The sequence below is a fragment of the Acinetobacter sp. SwsAc6 genome (assembly GCF_013391565.1).
GTDB classification, from domain to species: domain Bacteria; phylum Pseudomonadota; class Gammaproteobacteria; order Pseudomonadales; family Moraxellaceae; genus Acinetobacter; species Acinetobacter cumulans.
Map to the genome: position 1 here is coordinate 64,112 of NZ_JACAXE010000005.1, position 21,513 is coordinate 85,624.

Annotated in this window: 20 protein-coding genes and 1 pseudogene; 13 read left to right on the forward strand and 8 right to left on the reverse strand. The window is 39.8% G+C overall.

Annotation, left to right across the window (positions count from 1 at the left end; translation table 11 throughout):
• Positions 1-95 precede the first annotated feature (95 nt).
• A complete protein-coding gene (locus tag HYG93_RS05010; protein WP_106984926.1) occupies positions 96-359 on the reverse strand; it encodes a hypothetical protein in 264 nt (87 codons plus the stop codon).
• 684 nt (positions 360-1,043) lie between these two features.
• On the opposite strand from HYG93_RS05010, the gene pepN reads away from it, so the two are divergent.
• From pepN to HYG93_RS05025, 3 genes and pseudogenes are all read left to right on the forward strand, one after another.
• On the forward strand, positions 1,044-3,653 hold the full coding sequence (gene pepN, locus HYG93_RS05015) for an aminopeptidase N (RefSeq protein ID WP_121531277.1): 2,610 nt from the start codon (positions 1,044-1,046) through the stop codon (positions 3,651-3,653).
• A gap of 327 nt (positions 3,654-3,980) precedes the next feature.
• The gene (locus tag HYG93_RS05020; protein WP_106984924.1) at positions 3,981-4,187 is read left to right on the forward strand and encodes a hypothetical protein; all 207 of its coding nucleotides are present in this window, start codon (positions 3,981-3,983) and stop codon (positions 4,185-4,187) included.
• Between the two features lie 124 nt (positions 4,188-4,311).
• A pseudogene (locus tag HYG93_RS05025) lies at positions 4,312-4,745 on the forward strand (RDD family protein).
• A 212-nt stretch (positions 4,746-4,957) separates the two neighbouring features.
• Here HYG93_RS05025 and HYG93_RS05030 read toward each other — a convergent pair.
• Both HYG93_RS05030 and HYG93_RS05035 read right to left on the reverse strand, forming a co-directional pair.
• Entirely contained in the window at positions 4,958-5,404 is a 447-nt protein-coding gene (locus HYG93_RS05030; protein ID WP_106984922.1) for a universal stress protein, read from the reverse strand.
• A gap of 117 nt (positions 5,405-5,521) precedes the next feature.
• Positions 5,522-5,965 (reverse strand): universal stress protein, encoded by a 444-nt coding sequence (locus HYG93_RS05035; RefSeq protein WP_106984921.1) that lies wholly within the window; start codon positions 5,963-5,965, stop codon positions 5,522-5,524.
• Between the two features lie 254 nt (positions 5,966-6,219).
• On the opposite strand from HYG93_RS05035, the gene HYG93_RS05040 reads away from it, so the two are divergent.
• The 3 genes from HYG93_RS05040 to HYG93_RS05050 all read left to right on the forward strand — a co-directional run bounded on the left by HYG93_RS05040 (position 6,220) and on the right by HYG93_RS05050 (position 8,255).
• The gene (locus tag HYG93_RS05040) at positions 6,220-7,239 is read left to right on the forward strand and encodes an alpha/beta hydrolase (protein WP_372658587.1); all 1,020 of its coding nucleotides are present in this window, start codon (positions 6,220-6,222) and stop codon (positions 7,237-7,239) included.
• A 108-nt stretch (positions 7,240-7,347) separates the two neighbouring features.
• Positions 7,348-7,692, forward strand: a complete 345-nt coding sequence (locus HYG93_RS05045; protein ID WP_117007584.1) for an SMR family transporter — start codon at positions 7,348-7,350, stop codon at positions 7,690-7,692.
• A complete protein-coding gene (locus HYG93_RS05050; RefSeq protein ID WP_120365467.1) occupies positions 7,692-8,255 on the forward strand; it encodes a TetR/AcrR family transcriptional regulator in 564 nt (187 codons plus the stop codon). Before HYG93_RS05045 ends, HYG93_RS05050 begins: the two co-directional genes overlap by 1 nt.
• Before the next feature lie 69 nt (positions 8,256-8,324).
• Here HYG93_RS05050 and leuE read toward each other — a convergent pair whose 3' ends face one another.
• The 3 genes from leuE to HYG93_RS05065 form a co-directional block, all read right to left on the reverse strand.
• Positions 8,325-8,972 (reverse strand): leucine efflux protein LeuE, encoded by a 648-nt coding sequence (leuE, locus tag HYG93_RS05055; protein ID WP_178961930.1) that lies wholly within the window; start codon positions 8,970-8,972, stop codon positions 8,325-8,327.
• 125 nt (positions 8,973-9,097) lie between these two features.
• A complete protein-coding gene (gene tal / locus HYG93_RS05060; protein WP_106984917.1) occupies positions 9,098-10,087 on the reverse strand; it encodes a transaldolase in 990 nt (329 codons plus the stop codon).
• Between the two features lie 89 nt (positions 10,088-10,176).
• Positions 10,177-11,067 carry a LysR family transcriptional regulator gene (locus tag HYG93_RS05065; protein WP_120367794.1) on the reverse strand — a complete coding sequence of 297 codons (891 nt, stop codon included), beginning with the start codon at positions 11,065-11,067 and terminating at the stop codon, positions 10,177-10,179.
• Between the two features lie 125 nt (positions 11,068-11,192).
• Here HYG93_RS05065 and aceI point away from each other — a divergent pair, with 125 nt between their 5' ends.
• Entirely contained in the window at positions 11,193-11,624 is a 432-nt protein-coding gene (aceI, locus tag HYG93_RS05070; RefSeq protein WP_121594534.1) for a chlorhexidine efflux PACE transporter AceI, read from the forward strand.
• Between the two features lie 91 nt (positions 11,625-11,715).
• On the opposite strand, the gene HYG93_RS05075 is transcribed toward aceI, so the two are convergent.
• Positions 11,716-13,239 (reverse strand): acetyl-CoA C-acetyltransferase, encoded by a 1,524-nt coding sequence (locus HYG93_RS05075; RefSeq protein ID WP_178961932.1) that lies wholly within the window; start codon positions 13,237-13,239, stop codon positions 11,716-11,718.
• A 241-nt stretch (positions 13,240-13,480) separates the two neighbouring features.
• Between HYG93_RS05075 and HYG93_RS05080 the strand changes: the two genes are divergently transcribed.
• From HYG93_RS05080 to dnaX, 6 genes are all read left to right on the forward strand, one after another.
• On the forward strand, positions 13,481-14,872 hold the full coding sequence (locus tag HYG93_RS05080; protein ID WP_106984913.1) for a 3-oxoacyl-ACP reductase: 1,392 nt from the start codon (positions 13,481-13,483) through the stop codon (positions 14,870-14,872).
• Positions 14,873-15,027: 155 nt separating this feature from the next.
• Positions 15,028-15,882: a MaoC/PaaZ C-terminal domain-containing protein gene (locus HYG93_RS05085; protein ID WP_106984912.1), complete on the forward strand. Its 855-nt coding sequence runs from the start codon at positions 15,028-15,030 to the stop codon at positions 15,880-15,882.
• A 96-nt stretch (positions 15,883-15,978) separates the two neighbouring features.
• Positions 15,979-17,238, forward strand: a complete 1,260-nt coding sequence (locus HYG93_RS05090) for a serine hydrolase (protein WP_120365465.1) — start codon at positions 15,979-15,981, stop codon at positions 17,236-17,238.
• A gap of 83 nt (positions 17,239-17,321) precedes the next feature.
• The gene (locus HYG93_RS05095) at positions 17,322-17,780 is read left to right on the forward strand and encodes a copper resistance protein NlpE N-terminal domain-containing protein (protein WP_120365464.1); all 459 of its coding nucleotides are present in this window, start codon (positions 17,322-17,324) and stop codon (positions 17,778-17,780) included.
• A 96-nt stretch (positions 17,781-17,876) separates the two neighbouring features.
• On the forward strand, positions 17,877-18,503 hold the full coding sequence (locus tag HYG93_RS05100; protein ID WP_120365463.1) for a hypothetical protein: 627 nt from the start codon (positions 17,877-17,879) through the stop codon (positions 18,501-18,503).
• Positions 18,504-18,685: 182 nt separating this feature from the next.
• Positions 18,686-20,911, forward strand: a complete 2,226-nt coding sequence (gene dnaX / locus HYG93_RS05105) for a DNA polymerase III subunit gamma/tau (RefSeq protein ID WP_178961934.1) — start codon at positions 18,686-18,688, stop codon at positions 20,909-20,911.
• Positions 20,912-20,925: 14 nt separating this feature from the next.
• On the opposite strand, the gene HYG93_RS05110 is transcribed toward dnaX, so the two are convergent.
• The gene (locus HYG93_RS05110) at positions 20,926-21,375 is read right to left on the reverse strand and encodes a thioesterase family protein (protein ID WP_106984907.1); all 450 of its coding nucleotides are present in this window, start codon (positions 21,373-21,375) and stop codon (positions 20,926-20,928) included.
• Between the last annotated feature and the right edge of the window lie 138 nt (positions 21,376-21,513).

The following is a 21,513-nucleotide window of genomic DNA, read 5'->3' on the forward strand; positions in this document are numbered from 1 at the left end:
TACTAAGGTCATAGCATTAGATGTCCTTTAGCACTTTTCATATCTTGGCAATCCTTTATCTCCTGATCAGTTAGTAGAGACTGCTGTAACTGTTTTTAGTAAGCTGCAGGGCATGGTAATGATTCATCTTCCTCACCGAGTTGTTTTGCATCAATCAATGCTTGGACTTTCTTTGTGGGGATTTTTTTGCCTCCTAAATGCTCATAGCTATTTAATATTGCGCTAACTTCATAGGTTTGTAGGGGAATACCTTCGCAGCTCATAAACATAGCAATCACTTTGTGATCAATATTTGCTGCATCCAGTGCTTGTAGTGCTTTCACGTTTTCTACGCGTACAATGTGATCTTTTAAATACATGGTGCACCTCTTTTTTGTTTTCAGTAAATTTTATTGTGAACTTTGTTCAGCTAGATAAAAGCAATAACTGTGCACAAAATGTACGAATTAAGAAATTTAGCGTGAATTAATTTTAATTATGTTGCTAAGTTGTTTAAAAATAAAAACTATTTATTGGGTGATACTTTAAAATTCAACATTTTAAAGCTTTGGAATTTATAGGATTGAGTTTAAATGCTGGCTGAACTCCAGCAGCTTTGTCATCTAGATGCACCATGAAAAGAATAAAATGATATGGCTTGGTGCATGTACGGTGTTGCTATGAGCTTGCTTCAATCAGAGTAAATTTTGCCTAGAATTAGATACTAGATTTGCATGAAATTTGACCTGGATAACGTGTGTATTTTCCTAAAGTTTTAGTGAATTTGTTATTTAGGTGTATGTTCGCTGATAAAACTTAATTAGCGTGCTTAAGAGCTGTTGCGCTTACAATTGTATTGTGAGCTTGGTTTTTAATCTGCGCAAATATACAGCGGGCATCATAAATATTCAGCGAAAGCAATTGAAATGAGTGCGCTTTATTCCCATATACATTACAAATGAAATGCACAGACAGCTAGAAAAACTTATCGTATGATCTAATGCATTGCCCATTTTAAGAATCGTCAGCTGTCTAGACGTTTAAATAAAGGATTAGGACTCTATATGAATATTGCAGCACATCCAGTAGTTGAAGCAGACCAAACTGTTTATTTAAAAGATTATCAAAAGCCGTCTTTCCTTGTAGATTCTATTCAGCTAGATATTCAAGTCTTTGATGACAAAACGCATGTTTACGCCAAACTCGATATGCAACGCCAAACGGCAGGCGATCTTGTTCTTTTAGGCCGAGACTTGCAACTACAATCCATCAAAGTGAATGGTCAAGTTTTAGCAGAAAATGAATATCAACTCGACACAGAACAACTGTCAATTGCGAATGCACCTGAACATGCTGTAATTGAAACGCATGTCATTATTCATCCAGAATCGAATACACAACTTGAAGGTTTATATTTGGCGGGTGGTGATTTATTCGTTACCCAAAATGAGCCTGAAGGTTTCCGTAAAATTACCTTTTACCCAGACCGTCCAGATGTGTTGTCGGTATTTACCACACGCGTAGAGGCAGATAAAAAATTCCCTGTGCTTTTGGCTAATGGTAACTTGATTGAAGCTGGTGAGGCGGGTGAAGGTCGTCACTATACGGTATGGCAAGATCCAACCAAAAAACCTGCTTATTTATTTGCCTGCGTTATTGGTGATTTAGCTGTATTAAAAGACTCATACGTCACTTCTGAAGGGCGTAATGTTGCCTTAGAAATTTATGCAGAAGAAAAAGATATCGCGAAATGTCATATTGCGATGGAAGCCTTAAAGCACTCTATGCGTTGGGATGAAGAACACTACGGTCGTCCTTATGACTTAGATAACTATATGATTGTCGCGACTAGCGCTTTCAATATGGGCGCAATGGAAAATAAAGGCCTGAATATTTTTAATACTTCATGTGTATTGGCAGATGAAGAATATACAACGGATGCCGCCATTATGCGTGTGCAGTCTGTGATTGCGCATGAATACTTCCACAACTGGACAGGTAACCGTATTACTTGCCGTGACTGGTTCCAATTGTGCTTAAAAGAGGGTTTGACCGTTTTTCGTGACCAGTCTTTCTCTGAAGACCTACAATCAGCTGCGGTACAGCGTATTGATGATGTTGCTGTACTTAAAGCACATCAATTCCCAGAAGATTCAGGCCCGCTGTCACATCCGCCACGTCCTGACCATTTTGTTGAAATTAATAACTTTTATACGGCAACAGTCTATGAAAAAGGCGCTGAAATTAACCGCATGATGGCGACTTTGCTCGGCAAAGAAAAATTCCGTGCGGGTACAGATGAATACTTCAAGCGCCATGATGGCCAAGCAGTAACTGTCGAAGATTGGGTAGCTGCTTTAACTGCAGGTTCGGGTGTAGATTTATCAAGCTTCCTGATCTGGTATAACCAACCAGGTACACCAAAATTAGAAGCGCAGGGTGAATACGATGCAACTGCACAAACTTACCGTTTAAGCTTAAAGCAAAGCCTAAAAGCACATCCTAAATATCCAAATTTAAAAGCAGTGCCGATTCCTGTGGCGCTTGCACTCTTTAATAAAGCGTCTGGCGAGCAATTGGTGTTAAATTCTGATGCATTGTTTGAAAACGCCGTAAAAGATGGTGTGTATTTATTTGATCAAGATGAAGCTGTGATCGAATTTACAGGCGTAAAAGCACAACCTGTTGTTTCATTGCTACGTAGTTTCTCCGCGCCGGTAAATCTGGAATTCAACTATTCAGATGAAGAGCTTGCATTCCTTCTGCAGTATGAAACCAATGGCTTTAACCAATGGCAGGCGGCGCAGAGCCTGGTCGAAAACATTCTACTGAAAGATCATGATGCGCAAATTTATTTAGATGCGATCAGTTCGCCTAAGCTGCTGCCTCAATTGGTCTGCAAAGATCCGTTATTGGCTTCACGCTTGTTGGATGTTCCGGCTGAGGGCTATTTGGGCAGCCGTATTGATGAGAACTACAATCCAGCCATGATCCAAGAAAAGCGCAATGCTTTACTTACCGCTGTTGCGCTGTCATTTACCGGTTTTTGGAAAAATATTTATCAAACATTAGAAGCGCCTGCAGAGTTCAGTCAGGCAATGGGTGTGCGCGCGCTGAAAAATATCGCTTTGAATATGATGGCGCGTCAGGGGGATGAGTCAGTATTTGATTTAGCCTTTGAACAGTTTAAAACCACGCAAAATATGTCTGAACGTTTAGGCGCTTTAAAAGTGCTGGTTTGGAATGATGCGCCGCAAGCCAAAGAAGCATTGGCGGATTTCTATGCACGCTTTAAAGGTGAAGCGCTGTCGATGGATCAATGGTTCATGGTGCAGGCAGCGCATCCGAAAGCGACAGCTGAATCTATTCAGGCATTAACGCAGCATCCGGATTATGATTTGAAAGTGCCGAACCGTATCCGCGCAGTATCCGGCGGCTTGAATGCCAATCCTGTAAATACATGGAGCTTTGGCGTGCAGCATTTTATTGGGCTTGCGAAGTACCTTGATGAGAAAAACCCAATTGTCGGTTCACGTTTATTGCAAGCGTTGTCACGTTGGTACACTTTGGCAGAACCACAGCGCTCGGTGGTAAAAGCGGAATTGGAGGCTTTAAAACCTCAAGTAAAATCTAAAAACGTATCAGAAACTCTGAACAGTATGTTAAGCGTATAGTGTGAAAGGGTTAGCTTAAAGCCGGATGTTCGCATCCGGTTTTTTTATGTCTATTGTGTATATAAAGTTAATTTAAAGAATAAATTTAAACTTATGAAATAAAAAACATCTTGTAAAAATGATATTTTTTTAAATGAGGTATATTGAATAATTCATTGTTTTAATAATGCTAAATTATTAAACTTACGTGAAAAGTGTTATGTATTTCACATTTTAGGAGTACAATTATTTAAATACATTACATTTTATAGTGTCTGACTGTAATAAATGTATCAAGTGAAAGAGTTGATGAGACTCAGTTAGTGTGAGCGAAATTTTGAGGCTGTTATGTTAGTTAAAGTTGAAGATGGCTTTTATTTAAATACCCAACATATTATTGCAGTGCGAATTTCTAAGAGTCAAAGTGGCGGTTTTACCGTTGCAACAGAGTACACCCCAAACAGCGTGCAAAAAAATGCAGTATTCGAAAAGCATTTTGATACTGGCTTAGAAGCAGAAGTATTTTTGCAACATTTGCATAAAGCTATGAGTTAATTCAAATTTCAAGTGATATTAAAAATCCTTCAATAGAAGGATTTTTTTATACAAAATTACAATTTAGTCTGTAAATAGACTGCTTTATAGTAAGTGAATAAAACAAAAAACAAGGATAATTCACATGCTTCAGGAACCTTCTCAATATGCAGGATTTTGGATCCGTACAGGCGCGTGTATTATCGATTCCTGTATTTTATTGATTATCATGTTGTTTCTTCTTTTTTGGTTTTACCAAGGGGATTGGGATTTAATTTTAGATACGGGACGTTCTGAGCAATTATCCGTATTATGGTTTGATGTCACGATTAATTATATTTTACCTTTTATTTTAACTTTATTGGTCTGGCACATTTGGTCGGCATCGCCTGGGAAAATCCTTTTGGGGCTTAAAATTGTAGATGCCACCACAGGTGACAAAATAAAACCCTTACAATCGTTGATACGTTATTTGGGCTATTTCCCTTCATCCTTGGTATTTGGGTTGCATTTGATCAAAAGAAACAAGGTTGGCATGACAAAATGGCCAATACCGTTGTTATTAAAAGCAATGAATAAATTGTAGTTTGGTCAAAAAATGAATAAAACTTTGATTGAAATGAATCGCAATAAATTAATCTGCGGGATAGGATTATTGTAAGTCACTAGATTCTAAAAAAGCATTTTCTACATTGGCACGAGTAAAGCTTTAAATTTTATGCTGTTATTTAGATGTAAAAAGCCCAATCGAAAAGGATTGGGCTTTTTTTAATTATATTTTTTGCTTGAATTTAGACTTTGACAATTAGTACAGGAATTGGTGATTGGGTCAGAACATTTTGAGCCACACTGCCGAGCATAACTTTTTGAATACCTCTGCGACCATGAGACCCCATAATAATTAAGTCTGCATTGACTTCATCAGCCACTTGAATAATACCTTGTGAAGGAGATACCCCATGAATAAGTTTGATATTCACACTGAGGCCATCACGAACAAAAGATTGTTTTACATCTTCTAGGCGCTCTTTGGCATTCTTTTCTGCTTGCATAAAGTAGTCCGTAATTGCTGGGGCAACTTTATAAAAATCGACACCAACAAAGGGATCAATTGCAATCACGCTCATGATAGTGACTTGACTTTTTAGGTCTTGTGCCAAGCTTAAGGCTTGTTCTACAGCAGCATAAGCCATAGGGGATTCATCTAAAGCAACAAGAATGTGTGAATATGCGCTCATGTTAGACTCCTTAAGTCATCACATTATTATGGTTTTGAATTCATGAAAAATCGTGTGATTTCTGCATTATTATAAATCATGTAAAAACCGTGATTCATTTGTAGCTCATAGCAAATTTTAAGATTTTACAATCAGTACAGGTAATTCAGTATTACTTAATACATCTTGTGCAAAACTACCGAGCAAGATTTTTTGGAAACCTTTACGACCGTGTGAACCCATTACAATCAGATCGGCTTTGTATTGTTCGGCAGTTGCCACTACGCCTTCGGCAGAAACAAGACCTTTTACCACTTCTGTTGATGCATCTACGCCAAGATCTTTTGCAATTTGAGATGCTTCAAGCAATGCTTTTTCGGCATTTTCATAGGCTTGCACAAAGTAATCACGCATGATGGCAGTTGAGTAGTAGAAGTCAGCATCAGTAAATGGATCTTCTGCAACCAAGCTAATCAGCGTTAATTTACTATTGAAAGCAATAGCAAGTTGAGCTGCTTTTTTAACAGCAGAAAGAGAGATTTTTGAACCATCTACAGGGACTAAAATTTGTTGATAAGCCATGAGAAAAACTCCAATATTTATCTTTGCCAGTGTATTCTTTATACATAGCATATTGTGTGTGAAGGTTCAATTTTAAATAGAAAATAATATTTGAATTCATATAATTAAGTTTTTTTAAATGCCAATTGATTGGCAAATAATTCACAGTAAAAAGCTCAGCTTTTGACTAGATTGTTTTGGTTAGTCATTCAAATTAATTATTCTCTATTTAAAGGTATAATTTGTGTTTGGTATTATTTGTTGTGAGTGGAAGCATGCATAGAACTGGGATGGCAATTTTAAGTATTTTGTTGATGTTACAGTTGTCTGCATGTCAATCTACAAAGTCCAATGGCCGTGTAATTGCAGGTGTATTTAATGCATCGACTCAAATTCAAAAAAAATTCATTGATCGACACGCACCTCAACATATCAAGGTATATAACAATATTCCTTATATGCAAACACCAGAGCTTGGGCTTGATTTATATCATTCTGCTCATGTAGCGCAATTAGCACCACGCCCCGTCATTGTTTGGATACATGGCGGCGGTTGGATTTCTGGCGATAAAGAACATGCACGTGGCTATTTTAAACGTCTTGCAGATGCTGGTTATAACGTGGTGTCTGTACAATATCAATTTGCACCTGAAGCAATTTATCCCACACAGTTACATCAAATAAACCAAGCGATTGCTTATATTCAAAAGCATGCGACTCAATACCATTTAAATGCACAACAGATCTTTTTAGCTGGAGATTCGGCTGGGGCAAACATGGCTAGCCACTACGCCAGTTTTGTGAGTAATCCTGGATATGCACAATCTCAAAACTTTCAACCCGTTTTAGAACAAACAGATTTAAAAGGTCTGATTTTGCATTGTGGCATTTATGATTTAAGTGATTTTGTACACATGGCCCCAGAAGAAATTAAATTATTAGAATGGGGGATTGTCAATTTAGTACAAGCTTATACAGGGGATCGAATGCAGGATGTTGATTTCTTAGCCAGTATTTCACCACGTCAGCATTTGAGCGCAGCGTATCCGCCTGTCTTTATCAGCGGGGGAAATAAGGACTTTTTAACCCAAAGCCAATCCATGCCATTTGTGCAAAGTTTAAAACAGGTTAATGTTCCCGTAACTGAAGTTTTTTACCCAGAGAGCAAAGAATTATTGGTTCATGAATATCAATTTATGATGGGTAAAAAAGCAAGCCAACAAACTTTGCAAAAAACCTTTGAATTTTTAGCGCAATATGCGCCTGAAGATCATTTAGAAACCACATTAAAGTAGCCATCTTTACACGAAGTCGTGATTCACAGTTACACGTGTGGACTTGCATTATTTTTATAAAAATATAACATACCGACCATGCGGTATGTTTTGGTGAGTGTATATACAATGAATCCGATTTATATGGCTTATGCCATGCTGGCCTTAGCCATTATTACTGAGGTCACAGGTTCTACTTTTTTGGTAAAATCTGAAGGCTTTACAAAATTTTGGCCATCGATAGCTGTTGTTGTGCTGTTTTGTATTGCATTTTATTTACTGTCACAAGTAATTAAGGTTATTCCATTGGGCATTGCTTATGCCATTTGGGCGGGTGTGGGTATTATTTTAACTGCAGCAGTGGGCTATTTTATTTTTAAACAAAATTTGGACTTGCCTGCAATGCTGGGTATCGCACTGATTGTTTCAGGCGTATTGGTGATTAACTTATTTTCAAATTCAACGGGGCATTAATGGATAATCCTTACAAGCGGAAAAAAGAACCTGAGCGAGTCCGACAACGTATTTTAGATGTGGCTATTCAGCTGACAGCAGATAAAGGTTTATCTGGTGTTTCTTTGCAAGCTGTGGCTGATTTATCGGGTGTGACGAAAGGTGGGTTGCTACATCATTTTCCGAATAAACCCGCTTTAATACGTGCAGTCGTCAGTACTGTGCTACAAAGACTTGATCAGGCTTTTGATGAGTATATGGCACGCGATCCTGAGCCTTATGGACGGTTTACCCGTGCTTTTATTCATTTTACCTTACAGCGTGATGTGCAGGAAATTGGCAGTTTATGGACGGCTATTTCTATGGTCATGCTGACGGATCAGGCTTTTAATGCACAATGGATTGAATGGTTAAATGGACGTTTGGTTTTACATGCAGAGACAGACAGTGGCATTGAGTTGCAACTTTTACGCTGTGCGGCTGACGGTCTTTGGCTGACTATGTTTACAGGGGTAGATGATCCAGATGAAACACAGCGTTTAGAGTTGGAGATGATGCGCCGTACTTACCGCAATGCGCCATAATTTCAGTTAGGGACAAATGATTGTTGTTGTTAAAAGATCCCTAATTTATCTTCACTATGGCTTCAGTGTTTAGAGTGATGAAAATGCCAATTTCAGCCCAAAACCGCAAAATAAAATTCCCACACTTGCAACACAGCTGGCAGTTAAGCGTTTACGTGCAGTAAAGTAAGACGCCAATTTTGCGCCTGAAAAAATTAAAATAGTTAAATAGCTCATGCTAATGATTTGCAGAACGATAGCTAACATAATGAATGTTAAAGCAGGGTACGGGTAATTGGGATCTGCAAACTGTACGAAAAAAGACAGATAAAACAAAATTGCTTTGGGATTTAAAACGCTGATGGTGAGCGCAGTTCGGAAGGGCTTTAATGACGAAAGATCTTCTTTTTGCTGTACAGCTTGAGGTGCATCGGAAGTGCGCCAAGTGTCATAGGCAGCCTTTAAAAGCTTAATACCTAAGTAGCTTAGATATGTAGCGCCCACAATTTTTAATAAAATAAACAGCCAAGGAAATGCATGCAGTAAAGATGCTGCACCTAAAGCCGTTAAAATAATCAGAATTAAATCGCCACTATAAACACCAAAAGCACCTTTATAGCCAGCGCGAATACCGTAGCGTGAAGCGATGGTCATTACATAGATGGAATTTGGACCCGGAAGTAACACAATCAATGTTGTGCCAATAATAAAGGTCGTTAAGTCTGTAATGCCAAACACGTGATTTTGCCAATAAAAAACTGATGCCGTCAGTATAACAACATCAGTTTTAGAGTGGACAAGATATGTAGATAAATTGGAAAACTCACCTGATTTATAAAAGCTTCTATGCGAAAAGCAGAGAATTAAGCTTTAATTTCTTGTGATTCACCAAAAGCTTGGCGTAACAACTGGCTCAGCTGTTCGCGTGCTTTAATAAATCCGTCAATACCACCTTGCAGTAATTGGAATGACATTAAGTCTTTTTCCAGCTGTGCTTTAAATCCAGTTTCTGTGAGCGGACTGATTGGGTGTTCAGTGTGCGGATGTGTATGATCTGCAGAAAGTTGCGCTTCTACTGTACGTTGATCTTGCGCTAATGCATCTAATAGGTTCGGAGAGACGGTCAGTAAATCACATCCAGCTAAGCCTAGCACTTGATCGACGCTACGGAAGCTTGCCCCCATAATTTCAGTGCGGATGCCATGCTGTTTATAGTAGTGGTAGATTTGTTTTACAGACAATACGCCAGGATCTTTTTCAATCGGATAGCTGTCCACATTTTCTGCTTTTTTGTACCAGTCTAAAATACGACCTACAAAAGGCGAAATGAGCGTAACCTTTGCATCTGCACAGGCTTGAGCTTGGTGTAAGCCGAATAACAGCGTCAGGTTGCAGTGAATACCTTCAGCCTCTAATACTTTGGCTGCTTGTATGCCTTCCCATGTAGATGCAATTTTAATCAAAATACGGTTTTGGTCTACACCGTACTGTGCATAAAGTGCCAACAACTCTTTAGCTTTTGAAATTGTAGCTTCAGTGTCATAAGACAGCGCTGCATCAACTTCTGTTGATACGCGACCTTCGACCAGCTTTAAAATTTCCGCGCCAAATTTTACCGTTAAAATATCAATAGTACGCTCAATCAAAGCATCATGCTGTAAACCTTCTTGCTGTGCCTGCAGATAAGCGGCCTCAATTAAAGCCATATTTTCAGGTTGGTTTGCGGCCGCAGTAATTAAAGAAGGATTAGTTGTTGCATCCAGTGGACGGAATTTTTCAATCGCAGTTAAGTCACTGCTGTCTGCAACGATCGTTGTTAAATTTTTTAATTGAGTTAAAGCTGAATGTGTCATTTAAATCTAGTTCTTAAAGTTATTGCCCTTGATTTAGTTATATCATAAAGACTGTACAGCAAAAGTGCCTGTGGCTATTTTTAAGACATTTAAACGGTATTTTTACGCAGTTTTTTTACATAATCTATTAAAAAACGTGCAGCCGTGCCCTGAAGGCTTTCTCTATTCCATACTAAATCTACAAAATACTCAAACTTTGGGGTGAAATCTGAAAAGTTTAAAACTTTAAGTTGTTTTTTCAGAAATGGATTTTCATCCAGCATTTCGACAGGTAAAACTCCCCAGCCAAGGTTTTGTAAAATCATGGCACAGGCTGAGTGATGGTTGTCTGTACGCCAGTAATTTTTTGAAAATAAGAGTTCAGGCCGAATATTGCGGTCACGACTGGCAACGACAATTTGTCTACTTTGTAAAATTTGTTCAAAACTTTGCTGTGTAAATTGTGCAAGGGCGTAGTTCTTCGCTGCCACAGGAATTAAAGCTTGTTGTTTAAGTTCAATGAACTGCTCATTGCTTTCCAATTGTTCACGTTCAAACATCAATGCAAATTGAGCTGTACCATTAATCAGCATTTTTTGTGCATCTTCTTGGGGTGCTGTAAAGATATTAATTTGCAGTGTGGGAAATTGGGCTTCCAGTGCAGCAATATAATCCGTCCAGCGGGTGTGCAGTAACTCAGATACGACAACAATATTCAATTCAGATTCAAGTCCCGTGCTGAGCGACCGTGCAAGCTGTTTCCATTGATTCATTTCGATGAGTAGCTGTTCAGCTTTTTCATATAATATTTTTGCATGTGAAGTAGGGACTGGCTCACGGCCAATACGTTCAAACAGCTGCAGATTTAAATCAATTTCTAAGTTGGCAATGGACATGCTGACAGCAGAAGGTACTTTTCCTAAAGCACGCGCAGCGGCAGAAAAAGAACCTGTTTCCATGACTTTTTTAAAAATAATCAATTGTTCTTGGTTCAGATTCATAGGAATCTCTTGTGAAGCTAAATTAAAGTTAATCTATCAAAAAAAATGAAAGAATCTAACTCGATCAATCAAAATTATACAAATAAAATGGCTGAACCTTAAACAAACAAGCTGAGTAATTAAAAATGTTGATTTCCAAGAGAAGGATTGTTCATGCGCTAAGCTATGAAATCATCCTGTTGGTGATCATTGCAATTGCGCTGAGTTTTATTTTTAAAATGCCGATGGAAGTTACAGGCACTTTGGGTATTGCCATGGCTGTAACGTCGGTGATTTGGAATATGATTTTTAACCATTTTTTTGAAAAATTTGAAGCAAAACGTAAACTGAAAAGAACAGTAGGTGTCCGTGTTTTACACGCAATTGGGTTTGAAGGTGGCTTAATGCTTGCGACTATCCCTATGGTGGCGTATGCGTTGAATATGTCTTTAGCCCAAGCCTTTATCACTGATTTAGTACTTACAATGTGTATTTTGGTTTATACCTTTATTTTCCAATGGTGTTATGACTACATTGAAGCTCAATTAGGCTATCAGCCTGCGCATAGATCTTCATAATGGACAGCGCAAAATAGTGAGTACATCAAGAAATATTGTAAAAATAAAAAAGCACCTCAATTGAGGTGCTTTTTAAAATCTATTATGCAAATTATTTTTCTACAATTGCTGTTACGCCTTGGCCACCAGCAGCACAGATCGAGATTAATACGCGACCTGAACCTTTTTCATTTAGCAGTTTTGCAGCCGTTGCTAAAATACGTCCGCCAGTTGCAGCAAATGGATGACCTGCAGCAAGTGAAGAACCTTTAACGTTTAATTTAGTGCGGTCAATTGAACCTAATGGCGCATCTAGGCCTAAACGTTCTTTACAGAATTTAGGATCTTCCCAAGCTTTAAGTGTAGACAATACTTGAGATGCAAAAGCTTCATGAATTTCATAGTAGTCGAAATCTTGAAGGCTAATGCCAGCACGCTCAAGCATACGCGGTACTGCATAAGCAGGCGCCATCAATAGGCCTTCTTTCGTGCCAACAAAATCTACAGCAGCAGTTTCTTGGAAAGTTAAGTAAGCTAATACTTCGTGACCATTTGCTTTAGCCCATTCTTCAGAAGCTAAAAGAACACAAGATGCGCCGTCTGTTAATGGTGTAGAGTTACCCGCAGTCATTGTACGGCCGTCACCTTTACCGAATACTGGCTTAAGTTTCGCAAGTTTTTCTACAGATGAATCTGGGCGCAAGTTGTTGTCACGGTCTAAGCCTAGGAAAGGCGTGATCAAGTCATCGAAGAAACCTTCTTCGTATGCTTTCGCCATTTTTTGATGAGAAGTCGCAGCAAGTTCATCTTGAGCTTCGCGTGGAATACCCCATTCAAGCGCTGTAATCGCTTGGTGGTCACCCATAGAAAGGCCAGTACGCGGCTCACCATTCTTAGGTGCATCCATCAAATCTTTGACATTAATTTTAGTTAATGCTTTCAGGCGGTCTTTACCCGTTTTTGCAATGTTTAATTCAAGCAATGCTTTACGTAAGCCATCACCAAATGCGATTGGCGCATCAGATGTTGTATCTACACCGCCAGCAACGCCAACGTCAATTTGACCTAAAGCAATTTTGTTTGCTACAAGGAATGCAGCTTGCAAGCCAGTACCGCATGCTTGCTGAATATCGTAAGCAGGTGTTTCTGGAGCAAGTTCAGTATTTAACACGCATTCACGTGTCATGTTAAAGTCACGGCTGTGTTTTAACACTGCGCCTGCAACAACTTCGCCTAAGCGTTGACCTTGCAGGTTGAAACGTTCAACCAAGCCATTTAAAGCAGCTGTAAACATGTCAGTGTTAGAAGCTGTGAAAAAAGCGCCATTTGAACGTGCAAATGGAATGCGGTTACCGCCAATGATTGCTACGCGGCGAACTGTATTTTGGCTCATGTGTTTTTCCTGTTGAACAGAAGTTTGAGTTGTTTGTTTTGAAGCTGTAGTTTTAGACGCTGTACTTTTACTGCTGCTACGCGGCGCTGCTGAGCGTGTGCTGGCAGGTTTAGCGCTTGCTGCTGATTTGGCCGTTGTACTGGTTTTTCGAGCGGTGCGGCTAGATGCGGTTTTTGATGGTTTTGACACATCTTGTTCAGCAGAAGTTTCGACTGCTGGATTTTCTTGAGTAGTCTTGCTCATAAGGCTTTTCCAAGCATGTAAAAGTGTTTCTGAAGGCTACATTATCATAAACTCAGCAGTGCTGAATTGACTAGAATGACAGTGCCGAATACATTCAGGTCAAGTCATATCAGCATTAACTCAAGTATGATTCAATGGAAACTGGTGGATCTATTGAAATATAAGGCCAATAACATCATATTGAAGTTTAAAGGATATCTTCAAAGCCATCAAAAAATTAATTTATTCGAGAGATACAAACATGACTGACCAATACCAAGCATTTTCAAAATCTCCAATTGGTAAATTTGTCATTAAAAATTTAGGATTGCCAGCACCGACTTTCCTAGAGCGTTTTGAATCTGCTTCTCCTGTGGTGAAAGGCGCAATTTTAGTTGGCGCTGCGCCAAACAGCACCTTGGCTGGTTCTATTGCTCAAGTTTTGGCAAATGTGCATGCAAATGGCTATGCAGGCAACAATACTGAATTGCAGCAAGCTGCAGCAAAAGCAGGTTTGAACTTAAGCGCATTTAATGAAGGCGACAAAGAATCTAAATTTAAAGTTGTTGTTTTTGATGCATCAGGCATTGAAAACTCAGAGCAGCTTCATGAGCTATATGCATTCTTTAACCCTATTGCACGTCAGGTTCAAGCATCTGGCCGTGTTGTAGTTGTTGGTACAACACCAGAAACTGCAAAAACTGCAAAACAGGCTATTGCTCAGCGTGCGCTCGAAGGTTTTGTGAAATCTGTAGGTAAAGAATTTAAAAAAGGCATTGCGGCTAATCTTGTCTATGTAGATGCAGGCGCTGAAGCGAACCTTGAGTCTGCGCTTCGTTTCGCAATTTCACCGCGTTCAGCTTATGTTTCAGGTCAAGTGATCCGCGTGTCGAAAGCAGACACAGTAGATATTGACTGGACTAAGCCGCTTGCAGGTAAGACTGCTGTAGTGACAGGTGCAAGCCGCGGTATTGGTGAAGCGATTGCGCATGTGCTTTCTCGTGATGGCGCGCATGTGATTTGTTTAGACGTTCCGCAGCAGCAAGCTGACCTTGACCGTGTAGCTGGTGCAATTGGCGGTTCAACGCTTGCGATTGACATTACAGCAGGCGATGCTGGTGAAAAAATTAAAGCTGCGGCAGCTGCGCAAGGCGGTTTAGATATTATTGTGCATAACGCAGGTATTACACGTGACAAAACTTTGGCAAATATGAAGCCTGAGCTTTGGGACTTGGTAATTAACATCAACTTGTCTGCCATTGAACGTGTGAATGACTATTTGTTAGCGAATGACGGTTTTAATGCGAATGGCCGTATTGTTTGTGTATCGTCTATTTCAGGCATCGCAGGTAATTTGGGTCAAACTAACTATGCTGCTTCTAAAGCAGGTGTAATTGGTGTGGTTAAATTTACAGCACCTACACTAACTAATGGTGTGACCATTAATGCCGTTGCGCCAGGTTTCATTGAAACGCAAATGACCGCTGCTATTCCATTTGCAATCCGTGAAGCGGGTCGCCGTATGAACTCGATGAGTCAAGGCGGTTTGCCAGTCGATGTTGCAGAGACGATTGCATTGTTTGCTTCAACTGCATCTACAGGTCTAAATGGCAACGTAGTACGTGTTTGCGGTCAAAGCCTGTTAGGGGCTTAATGCATCCCTCTTAAAATTCCCTCTCCTTTAAGGAGAGGGCTAGGGAGAGGTAAAATTTACTATAAAGGGACATGAGGCTACCCTCATCCCAGCCTTCTCCCAGAGGGAGAAGGGGCTTTTAAGACATTGAAATAAAAACTTCTCAAAGGTTCAGTATGAATACTCGCCATTTTAGTCAACTTCCAAAACCTTATTTGGCTTATCCAAAAGTCATCCAAGGCTTGATTTTTAAAAAGCCGAAAGGTGAAAAAGTGCTGCCGCAAGTTGAATATGTGGTGGATTCATTTCAAGTCGATGCAAAACACTTAAAAGCGTATAACGAAGTTTGCGGTTTTAAAAACAACGGCTATATTCCTGCAATTTACTTGGCGGTGCTGTCGCAAAGCCTGCAAATGCACATGATGACTACCGAAGCATTTCCATTTGCAATTTTAGGCTTGGTGCACATTCGTAACCAAGTGAAGCAAACCCGTAAAGTCGGTGTAAATGAACAGCTAAGCCTGTCTTGCAAGTTTGGCGAATTAAAGCCGCATGATAAAGGCGTACAGTTTGACTTTATTACCACTGCAAAAGTAGGTAATGATGTTGTTGTAGAGTCGCTGACCACTTATTTAGCGCGTCAAAAAACCGATGTAAAAGCTGCAGCAAAAACGGCTGAGAGCAAAACACCAAACTATCAGCTGGTTGCGGAGTGGGGGGTTTCTGAAAATACAGGACGTCGTTATGCAATTACCTCTGGTGATTTTAACCTGATTCATATTCATGCTGTTACAGCAAAAGCATTTGGCTTTAAACAAGCCATTGCACATGGTATGTGGAGCAAAGCGAAAGCATTGGCGAATTTAAGCCTGCCAGATGCGTATGATGCAGATGTTTGGTTTAAACTGCCGATGTACCTGCCGTCAAAAGTAGAATTTTTAACTGCGGTGAATTCATCTGAAACAGACTTTATGATTCGTAGTGCAAAAAATAAAAAACCGCATGTGACGGGTACAGTCACAGCGCTATAAGCCAAAAAAGCCTGATGTCTTCATTGCATCAGGCTTTTTTTCTGTCCGAAAATATGTCATATCATTTATGCCTTATAGCATTGGAGTTCAAAGGATATGAACCAGCTCAAAGAAGTTTTATTTGCAAGTACTGATCATTATTCAGGTGAAGCTGATGCATCTTTTCAAGATGCAGCAAAGCTGTTTAGTCGCTTACAGGATGCGCGTAGCACGCAAGGTGGCGCTGCGCTATGTGTCTATTTTAAGGGGCGTAAAGTACTGGATATTTTTACAGGTCAAAAATCGGCAGATGAAAAATGGCAGTCAGATACACTTTCAATCTGCTATTCCACAGGTAAGGGTGTGCTCTCAACCTTGGCGCATATTTTAGTCAGTGAAGGCTTTATTGACTATGACGTACCAATTGCTAATTATTGGCCTGAATTTGCAAAAAATGGTAAATCTCATATAACGCTTAGACATATCTTGAGCCATCAAAGCGGTTTATATGACATCCGTAATAATATTGATCAGGCCGTTGAAATGGCAGATTGGCAACACATGCTCCAAGTAATGGAAAATATGACGCCACGTTTTGGTTTGGGTGAAGACATGGCATATCAGCCTCTAACCTTTGGCTGGCTGGTGGGTGGTGTACTGGAAAAAGCGACCAAGCGAAGTTTATCTGAGTTAATGCAACAGTATTTGGTCGGACCTTTGGCTTTGGACGGCGCGTATTTTGGTGTACCGCAGGATCAGTTTGAGCGCGTAGCTCGTCCATTGCCCAAAGCGCCACGTTCAAATGTAGCGCAGCCACAAAAATCTTCAGATCACTCGAAACAGCGTAAGACATCACCGATGGATAAGTTGATTGAGCTGAGTGGCCAGAATCCGCAAGATTTTCAGGATGCGATGATTCCTAAAGGCATGAAGCATTTTAGTTTCTTTAGTGATGAAGGCATGCAGGCCGTCATACCGGCAGCCAATGGCACTTTTACAGCAGGAAGTTTAGCTAAAATGTACGCCATGCTGGCAAATAATGGTGTGTGGAATGGTCAAAAGTTGATTAAACCAGAAGTGTATCGAGTCCTGAGTACAATCCAGAGTAAAAAGCGTGACCGAATTATGCCATTGCCGATGCATTGGAGACTGGGCTATCACCGAGTACTGAGTTTAGGAAAATCATCCAATGGTTTTGGTCATATTGGTTTTAATGGCTCAGGTGCATGGTGTGACCCAGAGCGTGATTTAAGCTTTGCATATACACATAACTTTCCAACAGGCTCACTGACGGGGGATTACCGTTTATGGGCGTTGACGCAGGAAACACTCCGCTGTGCAGACCGTGTGCTAAAAGGGCGGAAAGGCTGGCTTTAATTGCACATGCTGTACATTAATGGACGACGTATCGGTTTGTTTGTGCTATTTTTCCCGCCGAATGTATGACAGGCAGGCAACACATGAATAAGTCGATCTTAATTCCCTTAGTTTCTCTTTCTAGTTTGACTGTGACTGGTTTGGTGGGTTGCGAGCGTGCCTCCGAGACTGTAAAGCAAACAGAAGCTGTGCAGGTGAAACACATCGTCCCAGCTTGGGTTGGTAGTTATAGCGGGCATACGCCATGCATGAGTTGTAGCGCATTGTGTGAAGATTGTGAGGGAATGGCGGTTAAACTGACTTTAAATGCTGATATGACCTATACTTTAGACCGTCAAAGCATGAGTGGAAATGATGTATCTGAAATATTGACTGGTCGGATGCTCTTTAAAGATGAAGACAAAACTGAGCTGGAACTTGTTGGCGTAGCTAAGCGTAATCTTTTATTGGTGAATTCAGCAAAGCATGAAGTGGAGATTAGAATGGATCAAACAGCAAATCCTTATGCAATATCAGATGAATTTCTGTTAAGTCAAACCTAAAAACTAATTGTTATAAGTAACATGGATGAATTGTAAAGAATGCATTTTAATTTTTATAAGAAATTCATTAATTAATTGTTTAGTAAAGGGTGGTTTGTGAACTTTAAGAATCGTAAGTTGGGCTCGCAATTTTCTGGTTTTATTATTGCAGCTGTAATTGTCGGAAGTTTGTATTTTTTTTTCGCTGACAAAAATGTTAACCATTCTGTTGCATTAGAAAAATCATATTCATCTGTTGAAAATAAAGATCATCCAAATGCTTTAGAAAGTATAGAAAAAGATGATGAAAGACATAAGGCAGAGTTGAACAAAAATGCTCAACCTTTCGTCGCAAAAGTAATGATCCGTTATTCAGATAATGGTTCTGTTTTAGGGCCAGTGCAATTGAAAGCATCTAACAATAAAGATGCTGTTTTTATTGTTAGAAATAAATTGAGCAACGCAATTATGGCGATTGTACAGGTTCCAAGACAAAGCATTGAAAAAATTATGTTGCCAATTGGTGATTATTCAATTGAATTTGCACAAGGTGATAGCTTTTGGCAGGGGCTTGGTGAGTTTTGGGGGCCAAGTACAAAATTTCATAAAAGTACATTGGATCATTATGTAACCCAAGAATTTACTCAAACTGGTTCTAAGATAAGAGGTATTGGAATACAAGTAGGTACGGATGAGGGAACGATGTCGGAAAGAATTTCAAAAAAGCAATTCGTTAGTGAATAAATGATTTTTTAATAAACTTATCTTGCTGCTTGTAAAATAGCCAAATCAGAATGTTGAAAAACAAATCCAATATTAAAGTCGTTAAATTTGAAGAAATCGATCGAATTACTTCCACAGATTGAGATCTTCATTCACTCTTCGTCAAAAAAACAGTATCCTTATGCATGTGAAAAGGAGCATACATGTATCAAGTACTTGCGCGAAAATACCGTCCACGCAATTTTAATGAGTTGGTTGGCCAAAACCATGTCTCACGCGCATTAACCAGCGCTTTAGACCGTGGTCGCCTGCATCATGCCTATTTGTTTACAGGGACTCGCGGTGTAGGTAAAACCACAATTGCGCGTATTTTGGCGAAGTGCTTGAACTGTGAAACAGGGATTACTTCTACGCCATGTGAAGTTTGCGCGACCTGTAAGTCTGTCAATGAAGGGCGTTTTATCGACCTGATTGAAATTGATGCAGCATCGCGTACAAAAGTAGAAGATACACGCGAACTTTTAGATAATGTTCCTTATGCGCCTACGCAAGGACGCTTTAAGGTTTATCTGATTGACGAAGTGCACATGCTGTCTACGCATTCATTTAACGCACTTTTGAAAACGCTGGAAGAACCGCCTGAGCATGTAAAATTCCTGTTTGCGACGACAGATCCACAAAAATTGCCAATTACCGTCATTTCGCGTTGCTTGCAATTTACCTTACGTCCGCTGGCTGTAGATGAAATTACAACGCATTTAACTGATGTGTTACACAAAGAAAGCATCGAAGCAGAGCAGGATGCGATTTGGCAAATTGCAGAGTCTGCGCAAGGCTCACTTCGTGATGCGATGTCATTGACAGACCAAGCAATTGCTTATGGGCAGGGTGCTATTCATCACCAAGATGTCAAAGACATGTTGGGTCTGATTGATCGTACGATTATTTATGATTTGATTTTAGCGATACATCAAAATCAGCAAGCGCGGATTAGCCAGTTGTTAATGCAATTCCGCCAGCAAGCACTTGATGTTTCTATGGTGCTGGATCAATTGATTTCGACACTGCATGAATTGGCATTACTACAGTATTTGCCAGATTTAGCTTTAAAATACAGTGCTGAAATTAACCAAAAAATTATGCGTTTATCAGCGCAAGTCACAGCACAAGATTTGCAATTATATTATCAAATTGCTTGTAAAGGTCGAGCTGATCTACAGCTAGCAGTGACACAAGAGCAGGGTTTTGAGATGACCGTGCTACGTTTGCTTGCTTTCCGTCCAATTCAACCGAATGAAATATCTGCATCAGCACCAGTACAAACAGCTCAACCAGTTGCACATGTTGAACCAGCACCTGTAAGCGAAGCGCTAACACCACATAACAGTCAGGTGGAAGTAAATGCATCACCATTAGCAACAGATGCCCCTTTAACGCAGGATGAAAAAAACGAAGCGCTAAATTCTGATGGTTTCTTCTCTGATGAATATGATGATGAGCAAGGTGACTTTAGATCGCAAGCAACTGTGAATGAGCCTTCATCAGATGATTTTTTGGATGAAGCTGAATTTGAGCTGTCTCCAGAGCCTGAAGGTACGAAACTTCAGCTAGAGTCTGAGGTTCTAGTCGATGTTCAAATAAGCACTGAAGCACATACGCAAAATGCGGATTCATCTCAAATAGATCAAATACAGTCACCTGATCAAAATCAAATTATTTTTGACCCATCGAATGGTGAAACATTATTTGGTTTAGATGCTTTGGCAGGGGCAGATCAAGTTGTAGATCTAACACCTGATTATGCCTTTGAATCTATTGCTCCCTTAGAAACGGTTATTAAAAATAGCCCTGTAACTGAAGCGCAAGCTGAGCCAGATCAAGACGGTGCAGAGGCTGGTTTATTTGCACAAGACATGACAGTTGCAGCTGTAGTAGAAAGTTTTGTACAGGAAGAAATAGTACAGCAACCTCAAAACTCAGTCACGGTATCATCTGCATCTGTTAGCCATCTTATGCCACAGGATATTTTGAAACTGCCTGTACAAGACCTACAAGGTGAATGGACAGTCGATAAGTGGGAATACTGGTTCCGTCATAGTGATTTGTCACCTGCTGTACAGGAGTTAGCACAACATGGGGTGATGATTGGCACAATTGATGGTGAGAGCAACTTCCATATTCCTAAAAAATATGAACAGTTGCTGACTCAAATGCAACACCTGTTGGAGCAAGCATTACACAGTGCTTGGCCAGCAACACGCTTTAATGTGGTGTATGGCGATGTGAGTGAGCGTACGCCTTATGTGTTGTTAAATGCACGTAAAGAGCAAGCGTATGTTCGCGCCTCAGAGTTATTGCATAGTGAGCCTACCGTGAAATCTTTAATCCAAGCATTTAATGGTGAACTACATAATATTCAACTGAAATAATCAGGTGGAATACATTATTCTTCATTAATTAAATCAATTAGATAATGTTTTAAGGCATCTCGCATTTCTGGTGGAATCGGGGTGCTTTTTTTATATTCACGTTCAACAAAAACATGTACAAAATTACCTTGTGCAGCGGCGTGATTTTGTCCTTGTTTAAAAATTGCCAAGTCATAGCTTAAAGAGGAATTTCCAATTTTTTGAATGGCAACACCGACTTCAATAATCTCAGGGTAACTGAGTTCTTGCATAAAGTTGCAAGAAGAGCTCACCACTAGACCTATGATGGGAGAGTGGTGAATATTAAAGCCTGCTTTTTGAATTAATAAGGCATTGGCTGCTGTGTCAAAGTAACTATAATAGGTAACGTTATTGACATGCCCGTACAAGTCGTTATCTGCCCAGCGGGTTTGAATAGGAAATATAAAGCGATATTGATTGCGTTGTCTGATCGTTGGTTTCATTTGGGTCGGTATTGTTATCAAGCATCATGTGTTTTTACTTTGCTATGCCAGTTTATTCAAGTAAAAAAAAGCCATTCAAGCAATTTGAATGGCTATGGCAAAATGAAAGCTTAAAAATTAAAACAATAATTTTTTCTG